Origin of the sequence: Ewingella americana (assembly GCF_006438725.1) — a bacterium.
GTDB classification, from domain to species: Bacteria; Pseudomonadota; Gammaproteobacteria; order Enterobacterales; family Enterobacteriaceae; genus Ewingella; species Ewingella americana_A.
Genome location: NZ_RCZD01000005.1, coordinates 140,438 through 158,514, shown reverse-complemented (window position 1 = coordinate 158,514; position 18,077 = coordinate 140,438). Strand labels below are relative to the sequence as shown.

Annotated in this window: 13 protein-coding genes and 1 tRNA gene; 8 read left to right on the top strand and 6 right to left on the bottom strand. The window is 52.3% G+C overall.

Going from position 1 to position 18,077, the window contains the following annotated elements; all coding sequences use genetic code 11:
- Nucleotides 1-25 precede the first annotated feature (25 nt).
- Together EAH77_RS10830 and EAH77_RS10825 are read right to left on the bottom strand one after the other, a co-directional pair.
- On the bottom strand, nucleotides 26-1,936 hold the full coding sequence (locus EAH77_RS10830; RefSeq protein WP_140472514.1) for a site-specific integrase: 1,911 nt from the start codon (nucleotides 1,934-1,936) through the stop codon (nucleotides 26-28).
- Between the two features lie 87 nt (nucleotides 1,937-2,023).
- Nucleotides 2,024-2,108, bottom strand: a tRNA-Leu gene (locus tag EAH77_RS10825).
- 221 nt (nucleotides 2,109-2,329) lie between these two features.
- Between EAH77_RS10825 and ampH the strand changes: the two genes are divergently transcribed.
- Complete coding sequence (gene ampH / locus EAH77_RS10820; protein WP_140473052.1) at nucleotides 2,330-3,475, top strand: D-alanyl-D-alanine-carboxypeptidase/endopeptidase AmpH; 1,146 nt, start codon at nucleotides 2,330-2,332, stop codon at nucleotides 3,473-3,475.
- 64 nt (nucleotides 3,476-3,539) lie between these two features.
- Here the strand turns inward: ampH and lptG are convergent, their stop codons facing one another.
- Together lptG and lptF are read right to left on the bottom strand one after the other, a co-directional pair.
- Nucleotides 3,540-4,610 (bottom strand): LPS export ABC transporter permease LptG, encoded by a 1,071-nt coding sequence (lptG, locus tag EAH77_RS10815; protein ID WP_140472512.1) that lies wholly within the window; start codon nucleotides 4,608-4,610, stop codon nucleotides 3,540-3,542.
- The gene (gene lptF, locus EAH77_RS10810) at nucleotides 4,610-5,704 is read right to left on the bottom strand and encodes an LPS export ABC transporter permease LptF (RefSeq protein ID WP_140472511.1); all 1,095 of its coding nucleotides are present in this window, start codon (nucleotides 5,702-5,704) and stop codon (nucleotides 4,610-4,612) included. Before lptF ends, lptG begins: the two co-directional genes overlap by 1 nt.
- Nucleotides 5,705-5,979: 275 nt before the next feature.
- Between lptF and pepA the strand changes: the two genes are divergently transcribed.
- From pepA to EAH77_RS10795, 3 genes are all read left to right on the top strand, one after another.
- Nucleotides 5,980-7,491 carry a leucyl aminopeptidase gene (gene pepA, locus EAH77_RS10805; protein WP_140472509.1) on the top strand — a complete coding sequence of 504 codons (1,512 nt, stop codon included), beginning with the start codon at nucleotides 5,980-5,982 and terminating at the stop codon, nucleotides 7,489-7,491.
- 176 nt (nucleotides 7,492-7,667) lie between these two features.
- The gene (locus EAH77_RS10800) at nucleotides 7,668-8,132 is read left to right on the top strand and encodes a DNA polymerase III subunit chi (protein WP_140472507.1); all 465 of its coding nucleotides are present in this window, start codon (nucleotides 7,668-7,670) and stop codon (nucleotides 8,130-8,132) included.
- Nucleotides 8,133-8,146: 14 nt separating this feature from the next.
- A complete protein-coding gene (locus tag EAH77_RS10795; protein WP_140472505.1) occupies nucleotides 8,147-11,002 on the top strand; it encodes a valine--tRNA ligase in 2,856 nt (951 codons plus the stop codon).
- Between the two features lie 50 nt (nucleotides 11,003-11,052).
- On the opposite strand, the gene EAH77_RS10790 is transcribed toward EAH77_RS10795, so the two are convergent.
- Nucleotides 11,053-12,072 (bottom strand): M48 family metallopeptidase, encoded by a 1,020-nt coding sequence (locus EAH77_RS10790; RefSeq protein ID WP_140472504.1) that lies wholly within the window; start codon nucleotides 12,070-12,072, stop codon nucleotides 11,053-11,055.
- Between the two features lie 3 nt (nucleotides 12,073-12,075).
- Nucleotides 12,076-13,266 carry a YjgN family protein gene (locus EAH77_RS10785; RefSeq protein WP_140472502.1) on the bottom strand — a complete coding sequence of 397 codons (1,191 nt, stop codon included), beginning with the start codon at nucleotides 13,264-13,266 and terminating at the stop codon, nucleotides 12,076-12,078.
- Between the two features lie 257 nt (nucleotides 13,267-13,523).
- On the opposite strand from EAH77_RS10785, the gene EAH77_RS10780 reads away from it, so the two are divergent.
- From EAH77_RS10780 to EAH77_RS10765, 4 genes are all read left to right on the top strand, one after another.
- The gene (locus EAH77_RS10780) at nucleotides 13,524-14,027 is read left to right on the top strand and encodes a GNAT family N-acetyltransferase (protein WP_140472500.1); all 504 of its coding nucleotides are present in this window, start codon (nucleotides 13,524-13,526) and stop codon (nucleotides 14,025-14,027) included.
- Nucleotides 14,028-14,063: 36 nt separating this feature from the next.
- On the top strand, nucleotides 14,064-14,816 hold the full coding sequence (locus EAH77_RS10775) for a MurR/RpiR family transcriptional regulator (protein ID WP_140472498.1): 753 nt from the start codon (nucleotides 14,064-14,066) through the stop codon (nucleotides 14,814-14,816).
- A 190-nt stretch (nucleotides 14,817-15,006) separates the two neighbouring features.
- Entirely contained in the window at nucleotides 15,007-16,545 is a 1,539-nt protein-coding gene (locus tag EAH77_RS10770) for a PTS transporter subunit EIIC (RefSeq protein ID WP_140472496.1), read from the top strand.
- Between the two features lie 56 nt (nucleotides 16,546-16,601).
- Nucleotides 16,602-18,041 (top strand): 6-phospho-beta-glucosidase, encoded by a 1,440-nt coding sequence (locus tag EAH77_RS10765; RefSeq protein WP_140472495.1) that lies wholly within the window; start codon nucleotides 16,602-16,604, stop codon nucleotides 18,039-18,041.
- Nucleotides 18,042-18,077 lie beyond the last annotated feature (36 nt).

The window sequence follows — 18,077 nt, the reverse complement described above, 5'->3', positions numbered from 1 at the left end:
GCATTTACTTCAAGGCATAGATAATCTAGCTATTTCTTTTAATTTTTAGCGCATCACTAACTGCAGCCAATCCATCCAAAATATTAAAATTAGCGATCTCTGGCAATACAAAATCCAGTTTTTCAATGACCGCTACCATATGCACAGGTTTAAGATCTTTGCTATATCGCACCTGCGTTTCCGTCTCGCCACGCACATGCCCCACCAGTTGTGCACGTAGCTCTGGGCTTACTCCTTTCTCTTTAAGTAAAGTGGATACAGAATGACGGAATGAGTGGAACGACTTGGTTCTGTTGCGCTCTAATTTCAATCTACGCGCCAGCAGTGATTCATTGAACCATGCAGAAACAGGCCTACCATATCCTTTTGTTTTATGTGGCTTAAGTTCTGGAAATAACCGGATGTATCCAGCACTTCTCAAAGCTTTAACATATTCGATGAAACCTAAGTCAATTAACTTTGAATGAATAGGGATCTTGCGGCGAGCATTAACGTTCTTCAGTTTCTTGCCGCTTTCATCATCACTGACGAGATTAATATAAAATACATCATCTTCTTCAAGAATATCCAATAGCAGTAGCTGCGATAGCTCGTTAACTCTGGCGCCCGTGAGTAAACCTAACAAGGGTGCCCAATAGTGGAAAGGACGATAATGGTGAAAGCGCCCTTGTGCGTTACGTTCACTCGTGCCAGCGAAAAACCACGGTAAAGAAAAGATAGCCCAAATCTCATGCCCCTCGAAGATATCAGTATGGTCTTGTTCCCTCTGCTCCTTATCATGCCGTGGGAAAAAACTATCGCACGGTGATTTTAATAGCTTGCCATCACCAACAGCCCACTTGATCGCGCCAAATACGCCATTCAGATACTTTCTAACCGCTTCATCTGACATCAACTTATCACCACTCTCTGCAACCTTAATGATGAGTTCATCAAGCGTCTCAATGCCGTGTTTTGTTTTCATCAGATTCCGATTTGCGGGTATCACACGTAACTTACCTTCATAAGATCGGAGAAAATCACGATCAAAGTTTTCTAGCTTAATGTTTCCCATTACCTCAACCATAAGACCGAAATAATAGCTAATATCACCAATAGCAGCTTCAGAGATCTTTCCCTTACGTCGATACTGTAAATATTCCTCACAAAGCCATGACAGCGTTTTTGAGTAATACTTGCGGTTCACATACTCATTAGCGATTGCAGCAATGGGAGTTGTGATAGGGGCTGGAGCTAGGCGATGAATACTTACTGCTGATGGGATGCTCTTAGTCAACAAATCAAGCCGTAGGCTTTCAGCTTGAACTTTGTTAAGCATTAGGTTTTGAGGTGTGATCACCATATCAGGTAGATCAAATAACCAGCCGCTCTTGCGATTATGCCCAGCCACCCTGAATGCTCTTTCTTCCTCAGAAAAACCTTCGCTCATCAGACGTTGCAATGTTTGAAGCGGGGACAATGGCTGTAAATAACCTACTGCGCGGTTTTTTTTACCTAAATCGAACAAACGTTTGAGGGCGAAATCACTGATCACATGCCCTTCTACCATATCACTGACATTCTCAACATAGACACCCATCTGGCCGGACGCTAACCAGAAAACAGGTAAATTACCTTTTATTGCTACCTGAATGAGCTGAATTACCGGTAACTCAGTTACCTCCGCAAACTTGTTAAATGAGATCATACCCTCACCACTTGGTAGCGAAGCGCTTTCGCTCAAAGAGCGATGATCAAATTCTGCATACTCAAGTAAGGTCTGATACCAAGCCGCTAACAAGTGCGCTGACCTTTTCTTTGCTTCGTGAAGCTGATTGGTGCCTGTTGAAGTGTGAATCTCACACTGACCAGCATATCGACGAAAACGTTGAGGAACGGTAATGCGCACGACATAAATGCCGCTGCTTCGACGATAGAGGTTTTTACGCTGGGACATCGCTCGTATACCCTTTTGTAGGAGGGTTACGCGATATTGAAGTTCAAAAACAAAAAAATCCTTACAAAATAAGGATTTAATTGATTTTGGTGCCGAAGGCCGGAATCGAACCGGCACGCCTTGCGGCGGTTGATTTTGAGTCAACTGCGTCTACCGATTTCGCCACTTCGGCACAGAAAGTAGTATGCGGAAAACGTGGGCATTATACCCAGCACAGCGAGTCACGCAATAGTTATCCTTGTATGTCAGGTTCAAGTGCCGAAAAAAACGGCATCACGCTGCAATTTCGACAGTTTTCCTCACATATTTTTCTGCATCAGCACACTTTTTCCCATGCCGTTTTGGAAAGTTCGCATTAGTATAGCCGTCACCCCTGAATACTTTGCCTTGTTGATGGATACCGGTTTGTTGAAAAAATTCTCCCTTTCGCTTCTGGCGATGGCTTTTGCCAGCGCGCCACTGTTGAGCCACGCGCAGAATGCGCGTCTGGCATCGCAAGTCGTTGATGATTACGCCGAGCACATTTTCTATGGCAGCGGTGCTATGGGTATGGCGCTGGTGGTGGTCGATAATCAGCAGCAGGTATTTCGTAGTTTTGGTGAAACCCGACCCGGTTCGGATATCCGCCCGCGTGAAGACTCCGTGATCCGCATCGCTTCGCTGACCAAGCTGATGACCAGTGAAGTGCTGGTGAAACTGTCGCAGCAGGGTACGGTCAGAATCAACGATCCGCTGCGCAAATACTCCGGCGGCAATGTGGTGCCCTCTTACAGCGGCACTTCCCCCGTGACTCTGCTGAATCTGGCAACGCACACCAGCGGCCTGCCGCGTGAACAGCCGGGCGGCGCAGCCAATCGCCCGGTGTTTACCTGGCCGACCAAAAGCGACCGCTGGAGCTGGCTGCGGGTGGCCAAACTGACCACGCCGCCGGGTGCCAAAGCGGCCTATTCAAATCTGGCGTTTGATCTGCTGTCTGATGCGCTCTCTAACGCTGCACGTAAGCCTTATACCCAGTTGCTGAGTGAGCAGATCACCCAACCGCTCGGCATGATTGATACCACGCTGACCCCGAATGCCAGCCAGTGTGCGCGGCTGATGAGCGGATTGCGCCCAAGCCCTTGCCTGAACACCACGGCAGCGGCGGGCAGCGGCGGGATCTACTCCACCCCGGCGGATATGGGCCGTTGGATGCGTCAGTTCCTGCCTTCCGCCCTCGGTAAGCGCAGTGCAACCGCAGAAATGGCGCAGAAGATGTATTACCAGCGCACGGATCTGGTCTCGCTGAAAGGGATGGACGTGCCGGGTATGGCGGATTCTCTCGGGATGGGCTGGGTAACGATGGCGCCTACGCCACTGTTGCCACGCATTATTCAGAAAACCGGTGGTGGCGGTGGTTTTATCACGTATGTGGCGATGGTGCCGCAGCGCGGTATCGGCGTATTCATCGTGGTGACCCGCAGCGAGCTGACCAAGTTCAAGAACATGAGTGACGGCGTGAACGAACTGGTCGCGGAACTGGTGCGTAATAACGAGATTTAGCCTCACAAAAACGGCAATAAAAAAGGGCGCTCAACGGCGCCCTTCCTATTAGGTGTTTGTCTTGTCAGCGTTTTTTCAGCAGCAGGAAGATACTGATCACCAGGAACAGCGCACTCGGTAACAGTGCACCGAGCACCGGCGGTATGCTATACACCAGGCTGAGTGGACCGAAAATCTGGTCCAGGACGTAGAACAGGAAACCAAAGCAGATCCCCGTCACTACGCGCACGCCCATTGGCACGCTGCGCAAAGGCCCGAAAATAAACGACAGGGCCATCAGCATCATCACCGCAACCGACAGTGGCGAGAAGATTTTTCCCCACATGTTCAGTTGGTAACGCTTGGACTCCTGCCCGCTCTGTTTGAGGTATTTCACGTAGCTGCGCAGACCGCTTATCGACAGTGCATCCGGGTCCAGCGCCACGACGCCCAGTTTGTCCGGCGTCAGGTTGGTTTTCCACTCGCCGGTCAACGTCTGAGAACCGGTGATTTGCTTAGGATCGGTCAGGATAGATTCATCCACCTGCGACAATTTCCAGACACCATTGTCGAAAGCTGCCGACGAGGCATAACGCACAGATTGCAGTTTGTTGTCGTCATCGAAATGGTAGATATTGACGCCGGTGATCTCGTTGTCACCTGCCACCCGTTCGATGTAAATAAAATCTTTACCGTCTTTGGCCCACAGGCCGTTCTGCGTGGACAGCAGTGAACCGCCGTACATCTGTTGGGCACGGTAATTTCGCGCCATCTGCTCGCCTTGCGGTGCAACCCACTCACCAATCGCCATGGTCAGTAAAACCAGCGGGATCGCGGTCTTCATAACGGAAGAGGCGATTTGCATACGGGTAAAACCTGACGCCTGCATCACCACCAGCTCGCTGCGGGTAGCCAGCGTTCCGAGACCGAGCAAAGCACCTAACAGGGCCGCCATCGGGAAGAAGATCTCTACATCTTTTGGCACGCTGAGCAGGGTGTAAACCCCGGCCCCTGCGGCTGAATATCCACCCTGGCCGACTTTACGCAACTGGTCGACAAACTTGATGATGCCCGACAGCGACACCAACATGAATAAGGTCATCATGATGGTGTTGAAAATGGTGCGGCCGATATACCGGTCTAATACTCCAAACATCAGGCAGCTCCTCTCAAACGCGCCCGGATTTTACGTACCGGTAGCGTATCCCACATATTGAGTACCATCGCCAGCGCGAAATAGGCCAGGTTGGTGACCCACATCCAAATCAACGGATCCAGTTTCCCTTTCGCACCGTTTGATCGCAGGGAGCTTTGCAGCAGGAAGAAGATTAAGTACAGCAAAATGGCCGGTAACATGCTGAGAACGCGGCCCTGACGCGGGTTAACCACGCTGAGCGGTACGACCAGCAAAGCCATAATAAAGACGGAGGCGACCAAGGTCAGACGCCAGTGGAACTCAGAACGGGCATCCGGTTCATTGGATTTCCACAACTGATGCATCGACATCTGGTCGGAGTCACTTTCATTCACCGCGACGGTCTGATGGCCAATCACCGCCAGATAGTTGGTAAAATCAGTAATACGGAAGTCACGCAACAAGGCGGTGCCTTCGTAGCGGGTGCCCTGGTCGAGAGTCACCATCTGGGAACCATCAGGGCGTTGCTCCATATGACCTTTATCGGCAATCACCACCGAAGGTCGCTGATTGCCGTTTGGCCGCAGCTGCGCCAGGAACACGTTATGGAATTCTTTGCCTTGCACGCTACCCACAAACAGCACCGCATTACCGTTTTGTGCCTGCTGGAACTGGCCTTCAACCATGGCCGCCATGCTTGGGTTGGCCTTGGCTTCCGCCAGCACTTCATCCTGATGTTTTGAAGACCAGGGGCTGACCCAGAATGCATTGATACCGGCAAAAACAGCGGTGATCACCGCCAGACTGAGAGCAGCAAGGATTAGTGAGCGTTTACCGAGTCCACAAGCATGCATGACAGTAATTTCACTGTCGGTGTAAAGCTTGCCTAACGTCATCAGTAAGCCGAGGAACAGACTCAATGGCAGGATGAGCTGCGCCATTTCTGGCACGCCTAAGCCCAGCAGAGAAAGGACTAAATTTGTTGGGATATCGCCATCAACCGCCGCGCCCAGCACCCTGACCAACTTCTGACAAAAGAAGATTAATAGCAGGATAAAGAGAATTGCGATTTGGCTCTTGAAGGTTTCCCTAACCAGATATCTAATGATGATCACGCTTAATACGCCTGTGAAAACTTGTCTTTTTGCAGGAAAATCGATAGTTTCATCGCTAATCCGTCATTTATTCTCATCATATGGCAACCTTCACACTAAAATAGTATTAAAACACCGAGAATTGGGGTGTCCTATAGGAAGATACTTATAGCCGCCAAAATAAAAACTAACGCCGTTCAGGTTAACACAGGTCGTTAACACAATGACGGGAGATGTCACCGGCGATTCATTCTAGCCGCAGCCCCCGCCGTTGTCTTTAAGATTCAGGAGAGTGCATGGAGTTCAGCGTAAAAAGTGGTAGCCCGGAAAAACAGCGCAGTGCCTGTATTGTAGTCGGCGTTTTTGAACCTCGCCGCCTGTCACCGATTGCCGAACAACTCGACAAAATCAGTGATGGTTACATCAGCGCCCTGCTCCGCCGTGGTGAACTTGAAGGCAAAGTGGGCCAAACCCTGTTGCTGCACCACGTTCCGAATATTCTTTCCGAACGCATCCTTCTTATCGGGTGCGGGAAAGAACGTGAACTCGATGAGCGCCAGTACAAACAGGTGATTCAGAAAACCATTAATACCCTGAACGACACCGGTTCAATGGAAGCCGTTTGCTTCCTGACCGAGTTGCACGTTAAAGGGCGTAACACCTACTGGAAAGTACGTCAGGCTGTCGAAACCTCAAAAGAGTCGCTTTATACCTTCGATCAGTTGAAGAGCAATAAAGTCGAACCACGCCGTCCGCTGCGTAAAATGGTGTTCAACGTGCCAACGCGCCGCGAACTGACCAGCGGTGAACGTGCTATTCAGCACGGTCTGGCGGTGTCTGCCGGTATTAAAGCGGCGAAAGATCTTGGCAATATGCCGCCAAACATCTGTAACGCGGCCTATCTGGCCTCGCAGGCCCGTCAACTGGCGGATGCCTACAGCACCAACATCACCACCCGCGTCATCGGCGAACAGCAGATGAAAGAGCTGGGCATGAACGCCTATCTGGCGGTCGGTCAGGGTTCAAAGAACGAATCATTGATGTCAGTGATGGAATATAAAGGTAATCCTAACCCGGACGCTAAGCCTATCGTGCTCGTCGGCAAAGGTTTAACCTTCGATTCCGGCGGTATTTCCATTAAGCCTGCGGCTGATATGGACGAAATGAAGTACGACATGTGCGGTGCAGCCGCAGTGTATGGCGCGATGCGCGTCGTCGCCGAGCTGAACCTGCCGCTCAACGTCATCGGCGTGCTGGCGGGCTGTGAAAACATGCCTGGCGGCCAGGCGTTCCGTCCGGGCGACATTCTGACCACCATGTCCGGCCAGACCGTTGAAGTGCTCAATACCGATGCCGAAGGCCGTCTGGTGCTGTGTGATGCCCTGACCTACGTCGAGCGTTTTGACCCTGAGCTGGTGATTGACGTCGCCACGCTGACCGGTGCCTGCGTGATTGCCCTCGGCCATCACATCACCGGTTTGCTGTCGAACCACAATCCGCTGGCCCACGAACTGATCGGCGCATCCGAGCAGTCCGGTGACCGCGCATGGCGTCTGCCGCTGGCTGATGAATATCAGGAACAGCTGGATTCCAACTTTGCGGATATGGCGAACATCGGTGGCCGTCCGGGTGGTGCTATCACCGCCGGCTGCTTCCTGTCGCGCTTTACCCGCAAATACAGCTGGGCACATCTGGACATCGCTGGTACGGCATGGCGTTCAGGAAAAAACAAAGGCGCAACCGGTCGCCCGGTCGCTCTTCTGGCGCAGTTCCTGCTCAACCGCGCAGGTCTCGACGGCGACGATTAAGCCATTTTACTTGCCATTTTGAGCCAGGGCAGTGCTCGTCACCGTCACGTACTACGGTTCCTGTGCGCTGTCCGTGCCCAAACTGGCTGCGACAATTGGCCTAATCTACAATCTGTAACACTCAGGGCCGGTTAACTCCGGCCTGTTTCATTCTGGATAAATGCACTGGATAACTGATGAAACAAGCCACCTTTTTCCTTATCGATGCGCCCGACCCGGACGGAACCCTGACTTCTCACGAAGCGCTGGCCTGCCAGATTGCCGCCGAGCGTTGTCGTGCAGGGAAACGCGTGTTGCTGGCCTGTGAAGATCAGCAGCAGGCAGAGCGTCTGGACGAAGCCTTGTGGCAGCGTGACCCCAGTCAGTTCGTCCCGCACAATTTAGCAGGCGAAGGGCCGAAGTTCGGCGCGCCGGTTGAGCTGTGCTGGCCTGGCAAACGTGGCAATGCGCCGCGTGATTTGCTGATCAATCTGCTGCCTCAGTTTGCAGATTTTGCTACTGCTTTCCATGAAGTGGTAGACTTCGTCCCTTACGAAGATTCCCTTAAACAGCTGGCGCGCGATCGCTACAAAGCTTATCGCAGCGTCGGTTTTACGTTGACCACGGCCACGCCGCCGTCTGTCACTACATCGACCGACTAAAAAACGAAAGCGAAATGGATAAGACATATAACCCGCAAGACATCGAGCAACCGCTTTACGAGCACTGGGAAGAACAGGGCTACTTCAAGCCCCATGGTGATACCAGTAAAGAAAGCTTTGCCATCATGATCCCGCCGCCGAACGTCACCGGTAGCTTGCATATGGGTCACGCTTTCCAGCAAACCATCATGGACGCCATGATCCGCTATCAGCGCATGCAGGGTAAAAATACCCTGTGGCAGGCGGGGACCGACCACGCCGGTATCGCCACGCAGATGGTGGTTGAGCGCAAAATGGCCGCCGAAGAAGGCAAAACCCGTCACGACTATGGCCGCGACGCGTTTATCGAAAAAATTTGGGAATGGAAAGCAGAATCCGGCGGCACTATCACCCGCCAGATGCGCCGCCTCGGCGACTCTGTGGACTGGGAGCGCGAGCGCTTCACCATGGATGAAGGCCTGTCCAACGCCGTGCGTGAAGTGTTTGTACGCCTGTACAAAGAAGATCTGATTTACCGTGGCAAACGCCTGGTGAACTGGGATCCAAAACTGCGCACCGCGATCTCCGACCTTGAAGTGGAAAATCGCGAGTCCAAAGGATTCATGTGGCACCTGCGTTATCCGCTGGCTGACGGCGCGAAAACCGCCGAAGGCAAAGATTATCTGGTGGTCGCCACCACCCGCCCTGAAACCGTACTCGGTGATACCGGCGTAGCGGTTAACCCGGAAGATCCGCGTTACAAAGATTTGATCGGCAAAGAGATTATCCTGCCGCTGGTTGGCCGCCGCATTCCGATTCTCGGCGACGAACACGCCGACATGGAAAAAGGCACCGGCTGCGTGAAGATCACGCCAGCGCACGACTTTAACGACTATGAAGTCGGTAAACGTCACGGCCTGCCGATGATCAACATTCTGACTTTCGATGGCGATATCCGCCAGACCGCCGAGATTTTCGACACCAACGGCGAAGAGAGCGACACACGCAGCAACGATATTCCTGAGCAGTTCCGTGGGCTTGAGCGCTTTGCGGCGCGTAAAGCCGTGGTGGCCGCTTTCGACGAAATGGGCCTGCTGGAAGAGATCAAACCTCACGACCTGACCGTGCCTTACGGCGACCGTGGCGGCGTGGTTATCGAACCGATGCTGACCGACCAGTGGTACGTGCGCACTGCCCCGCTGGCGAAAGTCGCGGTGGAAGCCGTGGAAACGGGCGAGATTCAGTTCGTCCCGAAACAGTACGAAAACATGTACTTCAGCTGGATGCGCGACATTCAGGACTGGTGTATTTCCCGTCAGCTGTGGTGGGGACATCGCATTCCGGCGTGGTATGACGCCGAAGGCAACGTGTTCGTCGGCCGTGACGAAGCGGAAGTGCGCAGCGAACACAACCTGGGCGCAGACGTGGTGCTGACGCAGGACGAAGACGTGCTCGACACCTGGTTCTCCTCCGGCCTGTGGACCTTCTCCACGCTGGGCTGGCCAGAGCAGACGCCTGATCTCAAAGCCTTCCACCCTTCAAGTGTGGTGGTCAGCGGCTTCGACATCATCTTCTTCTGGATCGCACGCATGATCATGATGACCATGCACTTCGTGAAAGACGAAAACGGTAAACCGCAGGTTCCGTTCAACACCGTTTACATGACCGGTCTTATCCGCGACGACGAAGGGCAGAAGATGTCTAAGTCGAAAGGTAACGTCATCGATCCACTGGATATGATCGACGGTATCTCGCTGGAAGATCTGCTGGAAAAACGTACCGGCAACATGATGCAGCCGCAGCTGGCAGAGAAAATCCGCAAGCGCACCGAGAAGCAATTCCCGAACGGCATCGAACCGCACGGCACCGACGCCCTGCGCTTTACGCTGGCCGCGCTGGCCTCAACCGGTCGCGACATCAACTGGGATATGAAGCGTCTTGAAGGCTACCGCAACTTCTGTAACAAGCTGTGGAACGCCAGCCGCTTCGTACTGATGAACACCGAAGATCAGGATTGTGGCCTGAACGGCGGCGAACTTGAGCTGTCACTGGCTGACCGCTGGATCCTCGCGGAATATAACCGCACAGTGAAAGCTTACCGCGACGCGATGGACACCTACCGCTTCGATCTGGCTGCCAGCATTCTGTATGAATTCACCTGGAACCAGTTCTGCGACTGGTATCTGGAACTGACTAAACCGGTCATGACCGGCGGCAGCGAAGCACAACTGCGCGGCACCCGTCATACGCTGGTAGAAGTGCTGGAAGGTCTGTTGCGTCTTGCGCACCCGATCATCCCGTTCATCACAGAAACCATCTGGCAGCGCGTGAAAACCCTGAAAGGCATTACCGCTGAAACGATCATGCTGCAACCTTTCCCGGAATTTGACGCGGCGAAAGCCGATGAACTGGCACTGGCCGATCTCGAGTGGATTAAGCAGGCGATCATTGCCATCCGTAACGTACGCGCCGAGATGAACCTGTCACCGGGCAAACCGCTGGAACTGCTGCTGCGTGGCGCAAGCGCAGAAGCACAGCGTCGTGTGGAACAGAACCTGAACTTTATCTCCTCGCTGGCCCGTCTGGAGTCCATCACCATTCTGCCTGCGGGCGACAAAGGCCCGGTCTCTGTCACCAAACTGGTGGAAGGTGCTGAGCTGCTGATCCCAATGGCCGGTCTGATTGATAAAGACGCTGAACTGGCGCGTCTGGACAAAGAGATGGCGAAACTGGACGGTGAGATTGCGTCTATCGAAGGCAAGCTGTCTAACGAAGGTTTTGTGGCGCGTGCGCCGCAAGCCGTTGTCGCTAAAGAGCGCGACCGTCTGGCAGCCTGTGGCGAAGCCAAAATCAAGATTGCAGAACAGAAAGCCACCATCGCTGCGCTGTAAGGTTTGGTGAAAAGAAAGTCGTAAAGAAAAGGCCGCGAAAGCGGCCTTTTTTATTGCGCCGCCGCTTCGATATGTTCGATGCGCGACTGCATGGCCGGGTGCGTACTTAACCAGTCAGGCAAACCGCTGCCCTGCTCATCTTTTGACTCCGCCGCTAACAGCCGGAACATCCCGGCCATCTGCGTCAGTGAACGTCCCTGACGTTTCATTTCGATAATCGCCCAGTCATCGGCCTCCTGCTCCATCCCGCGCGAGAACTGCAACTCGTTAGCCAGAGAAGCCGTCTGTAACAACGTATCGCCTACACCGCTGACGTCGCCGGTCATCCACAACAGGCTGAGCGACACCAGCGAGGAGCGCACCAGCATACGCATCGGGTGACGGTAAACGTGATGGGCCATCTCATGCAGCATCACCGCCGCCAGCGCGTCATCGCTGGGGCTGAGTGCCACCAGCTTGTCGCTGAGCACCAGCGTGCCGTCGGTCAGCATAAAAGCGTTGGCGACATCAGGAATGTTCATCAGCCTGAGGGTAACCGGCGTACGGCCCTCACGCAGCAGATCAGGCAATACTTGCTGGAACAAGACGTCGACTTGCTTTTGTCGCGCCACGGGCAGCGCCGTCGGTTTAAAATCGCTGGCCTGTAGTAGCGTCATAGTATGACGCCCCACGCTTTGCTCGACGGAGGTCGGTATGCGCAGCGCAATGGCGTTACTGGCCCACGGCAGCAAACCGTAGACGTAGAACACAATCAGCAGACAGGTCGCCAGCAGGGTGGCCATCACGCCGCGTTTGTGGCTCTCCATGCGGTAAACCAGACCGGGTTTGCGCCGCTGCTGATACCAGTGGCGGAAAGCCGGGTCGTCGGCTGGCACGAAACGGCCGCCGTCGGGAAAAAGGAGAAACAGGGGAATGGTACCGAGCGCATCGGATACCGAGATCTCAGACAAGGTGAACGTCTGCGTGACGTCCTGCGCGGACAGCGTCAGGCGTTGTTCATCGCCTAAAAAGAGACGGGCAGCCTCGCGAGCTGCCCGTCCGGGAGGCTGATAAAAGCCTTCAAGCGTCATGCATTAGATCCCGACACCAAGATCAAACGCCTGCGCCACTTCTTCCGCCACTGCCGTATTGGCGGTGTCATGGTGCGCCTGCACGTTCAGCAGGGAAAGGTCACCCTCAACCGCCGTGCAATTAGCGATATAACGCGCATAACGCACATGCGCCACCGGCGTCGCCAGACCCAGCGAGAAGATCACAATCAGCGTGTTGGTGAACAGCAGACCGAGATACGACAGGGTTTTCATCGATGAATGCAGCTGCACGTGGCCGTCAATTTTAGTCTGGTTAAAGACGTAATTACGGATCGCCACCACCTGATAACTGGCTACCACCAATGCACCCACGAAGATAATGACCATCGACATAAAGAATCTAAAGAAATAACTCATCATAATGGCGTTGGTAGTATCAGTGGAGATATCCCCCATCATAGCAATCTGATAAAGGGTCACGATAAATGAGCCCATCAGCCAGAACGCTGCAATCAGGAAAGGTACAAACAGCAATAGACCGAGCAGACTGAATTTAATAAAGGCTTTTTTCTTTAATGACGCCTGGAATGGCGCATTGCCGAAGAACATATTATTCACGTACAAATCGTGCTGCATGGCGCTGATAATACCTTGCACAGCAGCAACACCTAATATCAGACCCACAACGACAATCAGCGCGGACAGCAACATCGCAGTAATACTGCCGGTCTGCACGACGGCCATAATGATGATGGCAACCGGCAAATAGAGCGCCAGTATCAGCAAAATCGGGCACAGATACATAGTCCAGTAGGCGCGCCCCACTTTGCAGTGATAGTTAAAACGCACGCCACGGTAGCTGGTCATGATGGCGTTATAGCGCCAGCTGCGGATAATGACCCACGGCAACAGTGCCAGAAACGCCAGTACAAAGACCAGTGCCAATTGCGGCATGAGAGCCACCAGAATATAAAACACGATGATTCCGGCCACGACCAGCAAACGCCCTTTCAATATTTGCATTGGCTTCGCGTGATAATCGAAACGATCGCCATTAATCTCAGTATTTCCCAGGAAATAACGACGTCGTCTCACCGTCGCCCATGCGGAGTAAATACCTAATGTGATAATGGTCAGTAAGGCATTGACTAACCAAATCGCGAAATATTCCCCACCCCTGCCATGAAAACGAACCGCATGGTATGACTCGTTAAGTTGTTTATTATCAGACATTTTTATCTTTCGTCCTGAAAGCAATAAGAAACCCTCTCTCTTCAAAAAAAGAGAGGATAAGTACCCAGTGGAACGTTGAAGATTTAATCATGCACGTATACATTCAGGCAATGAATTATTTACAATTCAGATGAAAAAGATTCTCATTACAAGGCTAAAAACGAGGGGATGTGCGGGGAGCGTTGCATCTGCGCGCCTTTAGATGGTATTAAGTCGGACTGAACCTTGTTAAGCCTATAAAAAAACGAGTGAGCAATATGTCTACCGCAACGCCCCTGAGACTGCTGGTGCGCCCTATCCGGGCAGAAGATAATGCCGCCATTGCTAACGTCATCCGCCATGTGTCCGCTGAGTTCGGCCTGACGGCTGATAAAGGCTATACGGTAGCTGACCCGAATCTCGACCATCTCTACGAGACTTACAGCCAGCCACGCTCTGCCTACTGGGTGGTAGAACTCGATGGGCAAATTGCAGGCGGCGGCGGCGTGGCACCCTTAAGCGGCGCAGAAGCGGATTTGTGCGAATTACAGAAGATGTATTTTCTTCCTTCATTACGCGGCCAGGGTTTGGCCAAAAAACTGGCTTTGCAAGCGATGGAGTTCGCCCGCACGCAGGCTTTTTCACGCTGTTATTTAGAAACTACGGCCAGCCTGACGCAGGCGGTCGCTTTGTATGAGCGTTTAGGCTTTGCCCATATTGATAGCGCACTCGGTAGCACCGGTCATACTGATTGCGAAGTCACCATGCTGAAACACCTATAATGATTAACACAGTTAATGAAAGGTTCAGGCATCAGCATGTTCACTTATAAAGAAATTTCGACGCTGAATGAATTAGAGTTGATGGTCTACAACACCATCATTAAAAATACGGATAAGGTCATGTACATGACGATCCGTGAACTCGCTGATGTCGCCGGTGTTTCCACCACGACCGTATTGCGTTTTTGCAAAAAAATGCATTGTGAGGGTTATTCGGAATTCAGAATTCGTTTTAAATTACATCTGGAACATGACGAGAAACCTCCGGTCTCATTTGGCATCAGTGAGATCATCAGCTATTTTAAAAGCATTAATAACAGTGAATTCGATGAACTGTTAGATCTGGCTGCCACGCAAATAGCCGCAACGCGTCGTATTATATTCGTCGGCATTGGCACCTCCGGAGCATTGGGAAAATACAGCGCACGGTTTTTCTCTAATATTGGCAAGTTCAGCACTTATATCGATGACCCTTATTATCCAATTAACAGCGATATGTATCAGGATGCCATTGCCATTATTCTTTCAGTTTCTGGTGAAACCGAAGAAATTATCCGCATTGCCAGCCAGTTTAGCCTGCAAAACTGCAAAATCATCAGTCTGACCAACAGCGAAAACTCGACACTGGCACGCATGGCGGACCTTAACATCTCCTACCACATGCCGCCTATCTTGCTGGAAGGCCACTATAATATTACGACGCAGATCCCCGTTTTGTATATTATCGAAACCATCGGCAAAAAACTTCCAACGCTAATTACATCCGGCATTGTTCCCCGCCCTAAATAAAACAGGGCGTTTTACACATGTGACATCTACCAAATAATGTGTTTTGTTATATCGTGACTTCATTTCTCCTTTTGCTACACTCCCGCCCGAAGCCTAAAAAATATTAATAATAATCTTACCTCTATATAAAAATCATACCCGCGCAATTAAAGCTGCAGCTTCAAACACGAAGGGTATCAGGAGAATTATAATGGCGATTGATTACGCTCAGACTGCTCAGGATATTTTGAAATACATCGGCGGCGATAATAACGTGATTAGCGTCACACATTGTGCAACCCGATTACGTTTTATTTTAAAAGATAATAGTGCTGTCGAAAAAGAAGAGTTAAAACGCGTCAAAGGTGTGATCACGGTGATTGAAGCCGGCGGCCAGATGCAGGTGGTGATAGGGAATCACGTCAGCGATGCTTATAAGCAAGTGCTGAAAATCATTACCCTTGATGAAAACGCGCCGGTCGCCGCACCCAAAGTCGGTATCGTCAGTCGCCTGATGGATATCATCTCCAGCATATTCGCCCCCTTCCTCTATCCGCTGGCCGCCTGCGGGATTTTACAGGGCATCATCTCTTTCCTCGCCGCTATCGGTTGGATGGATGCCGCCAGCGGTACTTACCGTATTCTGAACTTCGTTTCATGGACCGGCTTCACCTTCCTGCCGGTACTGGTCGCGTTCACCGCCGCCAAAAAATTCAACGTTAACCCGTTTTCAGCGGTGATCAGTGCCTGCGCGCTGATAAGCCCTGACTACATGAATATGCTGACGGCCAATAAGATTGCCACCGTCAACTCGGCCGACCCTGCGATGCAGCAATTGATGCACGAAGCACTGAGCAACCCGCAGATCGCGCATATTCTCAATAACATCGCTGGCATTCCGCTTTCGTCGCCGACGCTGGATTTCTTTGGCATTCCAGTGCAATACCTGAGTTATACCGCGTCGGTCATTCCGATCATTTTGATGGTCTGGGCGATGTCCTACATTGAACGCTTCTTCGAACGTATTCTGCCAGGTGTGGTGCGCAATCTGTTCACCCCAATGTTCTGTATCGCCATCATGGTGCCACTCACACTGCTGGTATTCGGCCCGGTCGGTAACCTGATTGGTGGTGCTATCGGCGGCGTTTACAACACCCTCTACAATCTCAGCCCGGTCGTCGCAGGCTTTGTGGTCGGTGCATTCTGGCAACCACTGGTTACGCTCGGCGTGCACTGGGGCATTACGCCGGTTACCGTCGGCAACTACGCCACGCTGGGTTATGACACCTTCACCGGCCTGCAGGCTTCAGCGGTCTTCGCCATGACCGGCACCATGTTCGGCGTTTACCTGAAAACCCGTAACCGCGACATGAAAGGTATCTCGCTGTCTGCGGGCATCACCGGCCTGTTTGGAATAACAGAACCCGCCATTTATGGTGTGGCGCTGCGGTTGAAAAAACCGTTCCTGTGCAGCTGCGCGGCGGGGGGGATTGGCGGTGCCATTGCCGGTTCATTCCATGCTGTCTCCTGGAGCTACTGCCTGCCGGGCATTGCGGTTCTGCCGGTGTTCTTCAAAGAGGGTCATATGACCCAGTTCCTCGGCTTCCTGCTGTCGATAACCGTCGCGTTCGTGCTTGGCGCGGTGTTCACCTATCTGGTGGGCTTCAACGATGAAGTGGAAGCTGCACCGAAAGCCAGCGCAAAAGCCGCCGCCCCATCAACACCCCAGGCACAACTGAACCAGGCTTGATGAATATTTTGTACATTGGGTGGAAGTTTTCCACCCAAAATTAGGGAGATTGAGTGATGAATAATAGTCAGCAGTTACCGAAGGATTTCTTATGGGGCGGCGCGGTCGCTGCACACCAGGTTGAAGGCGGCTGGAATAAAGGCGGCAAAGGCGTGAGCATCGCCGATGTGCTGTCAGGCGGTTCGCACGGCGTGGACCGTGTGATGACCGATGGCGTGCAGGAGGGTTACCGTTATCCGAACCATGAAGCGGTAGATTTCTATTCGCACTACAAGGAAGACATCGCGCTGTTTGCCGAGATGGGTTTCAAATGTTTCCGCACCTCGATCGCCTGGACGCGCATCTTCCCCAAAGGGGATGAATCGCAACCCAACGAAGCCGGTCTGCAATTTTACGACGACATGTTCGACGAACTGCTGAAATACGGCATCGAACCGGTGATCACCCTGTCACACTTCGAGATGCCGTGGCATTTGGTGACAGAGTACGGCGGCTGGAAAAACCGCAAAGTGGTCGATTTCTTTGTGAAGTTCAGCGAAGTGGTGCTCGAACGTTATAAGAGCAAAGTGAAGTACTGGATGACCTTCAACGAGATCAACAACCAGCGCAACTGGAACTATCCGCTGTTCGGTTACTGCTGCTCTGGCGTGGTATTTACCGAGCAGGAAAACCCGGAAGAGACCATGTATCAGGTGTTGCACCACCAGTTTGTGGCCAGCGCCAAAGTCGTCAAACTCGGTCACACCATTAATCCTGACTTCCAGATAGGTTGCATGATCGCCATGGTGCCGCTCTATCCGTTCTCCTGCCACCCGGATGACGTAATGTACTCGGTTGAGTCAATGCGCGAACGCTATCTGTTCGGCGATGTGCATATGCGCGGTTACTACCCGTCGTACATTCTCAAAGAGTGGGAACGCCGCGGTTTCAATATCAAAATGGAAGCGGGCGATCTCAATGCCCTGCGCGAAGGCTGTGCTGACTACATGGGCCTGAGCTACTACATGAGCAATGCGGTCTCTGCCCATAATCCAGGCGACGACAACGGGCTGTCAGGTTTTGCGGGCAGTGTACCGAACCCGCACGTTAAGGCTTCCGATTGGGGCTGGCAGATTGATCCGGTGGGCCTGCGTTATTCACTCAGCGTACTGTACGAGCGTTATCAGAAACCATTATTTATCGTTGAAAACGGCTTCGGCGCCATCGATAAAGCCGGGCCTGATGGCATGATCCACGATGACTATCGCATCGCCTATCTCAAAGCCCACATCGAACAGATGAAGAAAGCGGTGTTTGAAGACGGCGTAGATCTGATGGGTTACACCCCGTGGGGCTGTATTGACTGTGTGTCATTCACCACTGGCGAATACAGCAAACGCTACGGCTTTATTCACGTGGATAAAAATGATGATGGCACCGGCACCATGGCGCGGTCACGTAAGCAGAGTTTTGAGTGGTATAAAAAAGTGATTGGCAGTAACGGGGAAGATATCTAAGTAAATATTGGCTGGGCTATTTTACTTGCCATTTTG

What these genes read in the sequence shown, in the direction of transcription:
- EAH77_RS10780 (WP_140472500.1), top strand. Translation starts at nt 13,524, where the DNA reads ATGTCTACCGCAACGCCCCTGAGACTGCTGGTGCGCCCTATCCGGGCA.
- EAH77_RS10770 (WP_140472496.1), top strand. Translation starts at nt 15,007, where the DNA reads ATGGCGATTGATTACGCTCAGACTGCTCAGGATATTTTGAAATACATC.
- EAH77_RS10830 (WP_140472514.1), bottom strand. Translation starts at nt 1,936, where the DNA reads ATGTCCCAGCGTAAAAACCTCTATCGTCGAAGCAGCGGCATTTATGTC.
- EAH77_RS10790 (WP_140472504.1), bottom strand. Translation starts at nt 12,072, where the DNA reads ATGACGCTTGAAGGCTTTTATCAGCCTCCCGGACGGGCAGCTCGCGAG.
- EAH77_RS10785 (WP_140472502.1), bottom strand. Translation starts at nt 13,266, where the DNA reads ATGTCTGATAATAAACAACTTAACGAGTCATACCATGCGGTTCGTTTT.
- EAH77_RS10795 (WP_140472505.1), top strand. Translation starts at nt 8,147, where the DNA reads ATGGATAAGACATATAACCCGCAAGACATCGAGCAACCGCTTTACGAG.
- ampH (WP_140473052.1), top strand. Translation starts at nt 2,330, where the DNA reads ATGGATACCGGTTTGTTGAAAAAATTCTCCCTTTCGCTTCTGGCGATG.
- EAH77_RS10765 (WP_140472495.1), top strand. Translation starts at nt 16,602, where the DNA reads ATGAATAATAGTCAGCAGTTACCGAAGGATTTCTTATGGGGCGGCGCG.
- lptG (WP_140472512.1), bottom strand. Translation starts at nt 4,610, where the DNA reads ATGTTTGGAGTATTAGACCGGTATATCGGCCGCACCATTTTCAACACC.
- EAH77_RS10800 (WP_140472507.1), top strand. Translation starts at nt 7,668, where the DNA reads ATGAAACAAGCCACCTTTTTCCTTATCGATGCGCCCGACCCGGACGGA.
- EAH77_RS10775 (WP_140472498.1), top strand. Translation starts at nt 14,064, where the DNA reads ATGTTCACTTATAAAGAAATTTCGACGCTGAATGAATTAGAGTTGATG.
- pepA (WP_140472509.1), top strand. Translation starts at nt 5,980, where the DNA reads ATGGAGTTCAGCGTAAAAAGTGGTAGCCCGGAAAAACAGCGCAGTGCC.